Genomic DNA, 7,864 nt, shown 5'->3' on the forward strand with positions numbered 1-7,864 from the left:
ATTTAATAGACGTGACATTCAACTCGTTACCTAAACTTAATTGATTATTATTAGACAGAGAATCCATTCTGATTTGATACTTGTATAAAACTTGTGGAACGATGTCGACCTCGCCTAATTCAAACATTCTCAGCCATAAATCAAAATCCTGCACAATTGTATATTTTGGATCATATTGCCCTGCCCTGAAAAATGCTTCTTTTAAGAAAGTACAGGTCCCATGAGATAATGGACATCCGATAAAACGCTCCCTTCTTAAATCAGCTCTGTTTAAGAAACCATTGAAGTATTTTTCCACTACTTTTACTTTATTTTTGGAAACCGATGGCCTGCCTGAAAAGCATTTGATGTGACTTCCTAACAGAATGACGTCAGGGTGAGATTTTATATGATTCGCCTGTTCCATTATTCGATGGGGATAACTCACATCATCTGCATCCTGCCGGACAATCCATTCTCCGTTTGCATTCTGTATTCCTATATTCAGGGCATTTGCAAGTCCCTTGTTTTCATCTAAATGAATCACTCTAACCCGATTATCTTCAAGTAAATTTAATATTTCCCTAGTTTTATCTGAAGAACCGTCGTTTACAATAATAAATTCAAAATCCTTGTATGTTTGATGCAGTATACTGTCTATGGCTTCTTTTAAATATTCCTCCCCGTTATAAACGGCCATGACAACAGAAAACAACATATTTGATCCTCCCACTATAATTAATACGATTTAAGAGTTTATGGACTTTCTCCTTGATTTTCTCTAACTTTTGGGAATACAAATTTTTTTTCTTCCGTTCTATTTCATTTAAACCATCTTGAAGAAGCAATCTTACAAGTTTTCAATAAAGAGTTAACCATATCTTTATCTTTTAGGGATTTTTGTTTTTTGTTTACTATGGCCAAGGTATTTTTATAGACACCTATATTCCTCCATAGCTCATCTGAAGAATCCCATAAAGTTAGCAATAGCAACTCCGGATTTTTTTTCCCAAACTTTTCAAGAAGAATTTTGTTGAAAGGTTCTCCTTTCACATAGTTTTTATATCCACTAGGATGCTCCTGATGGTACCCTACTGTCCCATTAATGCTGACAAAAGAAAGTCCCTGTTTATATAAACGGTACCCCAATTCCCAATTCCCACCAGATCCTATTCGCTCGTCAAACCCACCCTGCTTCTCCAAAACCGTTTTTTCAACCGATACGCATCGAGTGATAAATAACAGCCATGGCGCGATATTTGTCTGTAAGAGTGCAGCTTTATTTTTATCGGAAATGATTTCCCAATGAGACATCACTTGATTTATTTTTCCGAAATTATTCCGGATATCCTCCGGTGTAATAATTTCCACAAGATCCTTTGATTTTAAATAACCATCATCCCAACACTGAAATTGCTGTAATACTGACCGTGCCGCGACTTTTTCCAATTCTGAAAAATCCGAAAAGAATTGAGTGTAAACTCCTTTATAACAATTTGGAGCACCTGATATAACAGCATTATGGTGTTTAGCATGGTATAAATCATGGGTTGCTATAAAATCTGGTAAGCCCAAGAAATCAGCATCACAAAATATAACATAGGTTCCTCTTGCATGTTGTATCCCCAAATTCCTAGCCACACCTGGTCCATTTCTAGTGCTTAATGTAAAATAGCGGAAGATATAAGGTGCTTCGTAATTGCTTAAAATCTCTAGTGTATTATCAGTAGACCCATCATCAATAACTAATACTTCAAATTGATCCTTAGGATAAGTTTGATTTTCAAAAGCGGTTAACGTGAGAAGCAACTGCCTACTCCTATTGTATGTTGGAATGATAATACTAAATTTCATTTTTATTCCGCCCTTATGAAGAAAAGTACTTACTTTCAACAGCTTTTTGACATGCCAATTTTAAACAGTGAGAAACATCGCTATACTGTTCTGACTTCTTGTAAAACTTTTGGATTAAGCGTAGTGTATTTTTATAGTGATGTACATCTTTCCAAGCTTTCCAAACAGTCAATAATGTTAATTCCGGATCTTCAGTCCCGTGTTTCTGAAATAAATATTTTCGATTTTCTTTTAAACGAAAACTTGAGGGATGTTCTTGATGATAACCTACAGTTTCTTGGATCGGAATAAATGAGAGACCTAATTGTTTATGAATGCGATAGCCAAGTTCCCAATCCTCACCCCTAGGGAATTTTTCATCAAATCCACCTATTTTTAAAATATACTTTTTCTTCAAGGAAACACAGCGTGTAATAAATAGGAGCCATGGGGCCACATCTGTTTTTGTATATTCCGTCTTCATTTTTTCAGAAAATTGATCCAATCTTGACATTACCTGATAAAGATTAGAAAAATTTTCTCTTATATCTTGCTGGGTAATAATTTCTACTAAATTATGGGATTGCAGATATTCATCTTTCCATAAACCTGATTTAGAGAGTACATCATAGCATTTCTTTTTCTCCCTCTCCTTAAATTGGGGATAATAATGTGTATATACTCCTTTGAAACATTGAGGTGTTCCAGATACCACGCTTTGTTTATAACGTCCATGATACAGATCATGAATTTCTATAAAGTTTGGACAGACTAAAAAGTCAGGATCGCAAAAAATAATATATTCTCCATTTGCTTCGTTAACGCCTAAATTTCTTGCTGCTGCAGGCCCTTTACGTGAATCTATATTTCTAAAGATTAAATTAAATGGACAATTATAATCTTTCAGAAACTCTTCTAAATGATCTGTAGAACCATCATTCACGACAATGACTTCAAACTTTCCCCTTGGATAGGTTTGTTTCTCGAAAGCAGTTAGCGTGAGAAGTAACTGTTCTTTCCGATTATATACAGGAATTACAACGCTGTATTTGATATTCATCCTTCCACACAACCCTCTTTTCACAGTCTAACTTTTAAGCTGGAGTCTCTTTATACATCACTACCTCTTATAAGATACCAATTTCTGTAATCTTTATTGATCAATAAAATACTAATTTTAAAGGTTAATGGACTAGCCATTATTGACCTTTCTTATTCCATTCAAGTGTCTTAACTAATCTTTCATTGATTGAAACTTTCGGATCAAAATCGATACTGCTCAACTACTGATATCAGGACATCTTCTTGTTGTCCACCAGAGGATATCTGTAATTATATGGCGTGATAATTTAGCGGACATTTGAAAGCAGACGTCCAATGATTTGCGGCTGCTGCTCCAACTCCTCCACTGGCCTTGCCCCCTCTGTAAATTTCTTCTGGACAAAAGCTTAGAAAAAATCCTTATCAACAACAAGTCCTGTGTTCTTTTCAATAGTGATCTAGTATACTATGTGGTTTAAGGCGCAACCGTACTAAGTAAGATAATGTTTTGTCCTTTCTTTCATCACACCCGCCAACTTCCCGAAAAGCTTTTTTTGCAAAGCATGACAGAACTATGGCATCCCCAATGAATCACATTCCTGATTTTATTTCTTGATATTTGTAGATTTCTGCTGTTTGTTATTCCTTCATACATCTCTTCCGAAACATTAGCATTACCGGAAATACATTTCACTAACGTTCCTACACCACTCCAGGTTTATCTTAACAGACATTATCTGTTCTTCAATTCTCTGGATATCTAATTTCATCTGCATCTTGAATAGCAATCTACGCGCCACTAGCTTGTCGATTCCGATTTTTAGTGCATGTGCTGCATCTTGATTTTAGTCTAAATGGATTACCTAACCACGTTCATCTTTTACCTCTTCTAATATTGTTTTAGTTAGATCTTTTGAACCATCATTTACAATAATCATTTCTAATTCAGAATAGGCTTGATGTAATGCATGTTCGAAAGATTCTTTTAAAAATCTTTCTCCGTATATACAGCCGTAACCATAAAAACAAGCACGTTTCGTTTCTCCTTCCCTTCAAGAACTTAAACTTGAATTATTATATGTACGTACCTTTTATTCTGTTATTTATATAATAAAGTTAGCTCACTCAGAGTTTATTAATAACAAATATTCAACCTTAAGACATTGGGGGATCTTTTGTATCATTTTAAGCCTCCTAATGTGATCTATTATTCCGTTAAAGATTGGATTATTAAGAATGGTAATCGTATTCGAATAGAGCTATTACGTGGTTTCAGCAATCAGCTCAATCTTTGCTGCTCAGAGCCGTTGCCCAACCCTTATGGTCAATACATGACTAAATCTTAATTAGAGAGCTAAAGGCTTAATTTTACTGCCCGGTTAGTTATGGCCTGGGTGCCATTTTTTACTCAGGTAATTTAATTCAAGGAACTGTAAAACTACACTAAAAAGACGTTTTTAAATTCAAAAATTATAATTTATCTTTTTTATAAAAGGTACTATTTTACAGCATAAGCTTAATAAATTAGTTTATTAAAATCCCATTTTAAACCTTCCTTTAATGAACGCCCATACTATTTCTCAATATATGAATATATTAGTACTGTTCGGAGATGAGGGGTTAAATTGCTGTTATCCCCATGCTGGTTAATCAATTGGGGGCATGCCAATTACATGAATATTTACCAAGGGAATGTTTCTAAGTTGTGGTACCTCTTTTGTTGATTTATATTAATTGTTTCGTGTTATAAATGCGTGTGACAATGCAAATGACAGAATCAGATTGTAAACCAAACAGTATATTTTGGAATGTTAAATTAAGTTCCAAAAAGTACAATTATCAAATGTAATTTATTAATAAACTAGGTGTGAAATATATGGGAAATAAATTTAGTATAGTTCTTCCGACTTACAATCGTTTAGAACAATTAACACTGACTTTAGCATCGTTTGAAAATCAAAATTTTGATAAACAAAAATTTGAAATCATTGTGGTTGATGATTGCTCAAGTGACGGAACCCAAGAATTTCTTGCTAATTATTCTCCACCATTTCAATTTCGATATTTTAGTAGCGGTGAAAGAAGAGGCGGACAAGGAAATGCACGTAATTTGGGTGCAACACAAGCAAAAGGTGAATATATTATTTTTTGTGATTCAGATTTCTTAGTGGTTCCCGAGTTCTTGAATATATTTAATAAACTTTTTTTGCAATATCCGGATCATGTTATTAGTGGGACCCCATACTGTTTTACCAGAGTATTTACACAGTATTATCCCAATTTTTCTCACTGGGAAAAGAAAAAAATTCAAAGTTTATTAAGTAAAACGAAGATTTGGAATAAATCATTACTCGAAAGTAAACAGATTATTCAAATTATAACACCTGAAGTTTTAAAGGATGACTTTTCCAAATTAAATCATGTTATTTTGGATGAGGATATTTTGGGAGACAAATTAAGAAAAGAGTTATTAAATACAGATGTTGCTCCATGGCTGTTATTTATAACAAGATGTGTAGCCCTTTCCAAAAAAACTTTTTTTGAGTCAGGTGGGTTTGATGAAAGAATTATTCGCGGTGAAGATTGGGAGCTTGGCTACCGGTTATATAGGAAAGGAGTTCATTTCACAAGTGTTGGTGAAACGGTTGGTTTTCATCAGGAGCATCCTTCCTCCTTTAGAAAAGAATTTGGGAATGCACAACCATTTAATAAAATAATTTTCGAAAAATATGGGTTAGAAACCCTGGAATTATCCTTGCTCTCAATTTGGGATTCATCTGATGAGTTGTGGAAAAATATTATACCATTTAAAAAATTATTACGCATTTCCAAACATACTAACGAGTTTGAAAACCACAAAACTAAAACATTACTGAAAGATTTTTTGCTAAAATCGTGTGAAAAAGCTACACAAAGATGGAATTGGGGGAAACGAGATTGAACTATTCTGTAGTAATGACTGTCTATAATGGAGAAGATTATTTAGCAGAAGCAATTGAAAGCATACTCAATCAAACTTTCAAGGATTTTGAATTTATTATAATAAATGATGGTTCCAATGATTCAACCAAATCAATTATTGAAAGCTATAATGATGATAGGATTGTAGCCTATCACTTAGACGAAAACAAAGGGCAAACATATTGTTTAAACTACGGTATAAAAAACGCTAAAGGTGATTGGATCTTTCGACAGGATGCGGATGATATCAGTCTGCCCAACCGTTTTGAAGAACAAATAAAATATTTATCGGAAAATACGCAAATTGTAGGAGTAGGTACTCTTATAGATACAATCCAAGGTAAAAATCCCGTTGATAATCATACTTTACAAAATATGAAATGGAGTAATTCGTGTGTTTCTAGAGAGGAGATTAGGAAGTTTCGATTTGTGGCACCGCCAATAGTTCATGGAACAATATTATTCTCGAAAAAAGCTTTCTATGAAGCAGGGGGATATTGTGAATTGTATAAAATTGGCCAAGATACTGATTTATGGATAAAGTTAATGGAGATTGGTGATATAGATAAGGTAAACAAGGTTTTATACAAATATCGAGTGAATTATGATTCATTAAGTAGAAAAGATGAAACTGAAACTTGTAGAGAGTCAATGTTAATTGTATCAAGAAATATTCATTCAATTTTTACAAAAAAAAGAAACTCCATACCTAAATTTGTCGTTATTGGCCCTGAAAAAGGGTGTGAATTTTATAAGAAATTTATTGAATCCAACTCCGGAATTCATGTTGTTAAATACCTATCTAAAAATGTAAAGGCAGAATTAAAAAGAATAGACTCTCTAAACCATATAGATAAAATAAATGGAATTATCTTACTTGATGGTAAAAATTATAAGAAAATTTACCCTTTACTCGAGAGCCATGGGTTTATCTATAACGACAACTTGTTCAGACTGTGGAATATCATAACTTAAATATATTGTGTCACTCAAGTTAGGTGTGCAATGTAATCATGTTCATAATTAGAGTACTTTTGTCTCAAATAATACTGAAACTTTTTCCCAAGGTTCATGTCCTTAAGAGAAATAAGTTTTTTATTTTTTAAGATACTATAAAGGTTTTTCCATTCATTTAAATAATTGGCCCTTTTTGTTCTCCATCAAATAACTTTATCCCTATTTTGCAAACGCTAATGTGACAAACGCCCAACTGGCACCCCCCTATCCCTTTTTCATTTTGAATGAATATATTTTAGTCATATCATTTAATGATGCTGCAATAATAATGGAAGGAATTTACCAACCATTTAACGTTCCCATATTCACTAATTTTACAAGTTATATTTAACAACATATAGTATTGAAATATGATAGAAAGAATTCCGGTATGTTTATTCAAGCGGGCGGACTACCATCTCTCCATTGAAATGAAGAGGATTCTCGTCCGCATTTCCTAAATCACTGGATACTTCACAAGCACGTTTGATATTTAGAATAATTGAGCCTTGTTTTGTATAATCCATTAAATTGGACGGGTTATTTTGATAGACTTCTTGAATCCTTCGTATACAGCGCTCATTTACACTAATTTGATTAAGGATAACATCATTTTTCATAAATACACCCGCTTTGGTTAATGTTTTTTAAGATTTCCGCACGCTCTTCATTTAATTTTGCATACATACTCAAAGCAATCATGTTCTGCTTTTGTAAAAGAGTGTCATCCTTCGAAAAAACAACATCCCTAGATGTATAAAATTTGTGACCTGAAAACCGGAGAAGCCGTCCGTAGATTCACCAAATCAACTTCAATTTTAAGTATATTTGCTACATCCTGTGCGATTAAAAAATAATCATAGGAAGTAAGCTGTATATCTTTATTGTAAAAAGCGAAATCGACATCACTGTTTGGATGTGTATAGCCTTTTGCATAAGAACCAAAAACAATAATAAACTCCGGATTCAATTTCTTTATTAGGAATTCTTTAATGATCTGAATAAGTTCTGATTTCAATTTTACACAATACTCCTTAGACAGCTAAAAATGATT

At 33.3% G+C, this 7,864-nt stretch carries 8 protein-coding genes; 2 read left to right on the forward strand and 6 right to left on the reverse strand.

What is annotated here, in order from left to right; genetic code table 11:
* From V7266_RS00130 to V7266_RS30675, 4 genes are all read right to left on the reverse strand, one after another.
* A partial coding sequence (locus V7266_RS00130) for a glycosyltransferase family 2 protein (protein WP_335465090.1) occupies window positions 1–697 on the reverse strand: 697 nt, incomplete at its 3' end.
* 104 nt (window positions 698–801) lie between these two features.
* Window positions 802–1,833 (reverse strand): glycosyltransferase, encoded by a 1,032-nt coding sequence (locus V7266_RS00135; RefSeq protein WP_335465091.1) that lies wholly within the window; start codon window positions 1,831–1,833, stop codon window positions 802–804.
* Window positions 1,834–1,846: 13 nt separating this feature from the next.
* Window positions 1,847–2,872: a glycosyltransferase family 2 protein gene (locus V7266_RS00140; protein ID WP_335465092.1), complete on the reverse strand. Its 1,026-nt coding sequence runs from the start codon at window positions 2,870–2,872 to the stop codon at window positions 1,847–1,849.
* An 844-nt stretch (window positions 2,873–3,716) separates the two neighbouring features.
* Complete coding sequence (locus tag V7266_RS30675) at window positions 3,717–3,860, reverse strand: glycosyltransferase (protein WP_420491284.1); 144 nt, start codon at window positions 3,858–3,860, stop codon at window positions 3,717–3,719.
* 869 nt (window positions 3,861–4,729) lie between these two features.
* Between V7266_RS30675 and V7266_RS00145 the strand changes: the two genes are divergently transcribed.
* Together V7266_RS00145 and V7266_RS00150 are read left to right on the forward strand one after the other, a co-directional pair.
* On the forward strand, window positions 4,730–5,794 hold the full coding sequence (locus V7266_RS00145) for a glycosyltransferase family 2 protein (RefSeq protein WP_335465093.1): 1,065 nt from the start codon (window positions 4,730–4,732) through the stop codon (window positions 5,792–5,794).
* Window positions 5,791–6,789 carry a glycosyltransferase gene (locus V7266_RS00150; protein ID WP_335465094.1) on the forward strand — a complete coding sequence of 333 codons (999 nt, stop codon included), beginning with the start codon at window positions 5,791–5,793 and terminating at the stop codon, window positions 6,787–6,789. Before V7266_RS00145 ends, V7266_RS00150 begins: the two co-directional genes overlap by 4 nt.
* Window positions 6,790–7,205: 416 nt before the next feature.
* On the opposite strand, the gene V7266_RS00155 is transcribed toward V7266_RS00150, so the two are convergent.
* Window positions 7,206–7,430: a hypothetical protein gene (locus tag V7266_RS00155; RefSeq protein ID WP_335465103.1), complete on the reverse strand. Its 225-nt coding sequence runs from the start codon at window positions 7,428–7,430 to the stop codon at window positions 7,206–7,208.
* A 128-nt stretch (window positions 7,431–7,558) separates the two neighbouring features.
* Window positions 7,559–7,828, reverse strand: a complete 270-nt coding sequence (mntA, locus tag V7266_RS00160; RefSeq protein WP_335465095.1) for a type VII toxin-antitoxin system MntA family adenylyltransferase antitoxin — start codon at window positions 7,826–7,828, stop codon at window positions 7,559–7,561.
* Between the last annotated feature and the right edge of the window lie 36 nt (window positions 7,829–7,864).

Source organism: Neobacillus drentensis, from assembly GCF_036965645.1.
GTDB lineage: Bacteria > Bacillota > Bacilli > Bacillales > Cytobacillaceae > Neobacillus > Neobacillus drentensis_D.

Coding starts and splice junctions, on each gene's coding strand:
- V7266_RS00155 (WP_335465103.1), bottom strand. CDS start 7,430: ATGAAAAATGATGTTATCCTTAATCAAATTAGTGTAAATGAGCGCTGT.
- V7266_RS00135 (WP_335465091.1), bottom strand. CDS start 1,833: ATGAAATTTAGTATTATCATTCCAACATACAATAGGAGTAGGCAGTTG.
- V7266_RS00145 (WP_335465093.1), top strand. CDS start 4,730: ATGGGAAATAAATTTAGTATAGTTCTTCCGACTTACAATCGTTTAGAA.
- V7266_RS00140 (WP_335465092.1), bottom strand. CDS start 2,872: ATGAATATCAAATACAGCGTTGTAATTCCTGTATATAATCGGAAAGAA.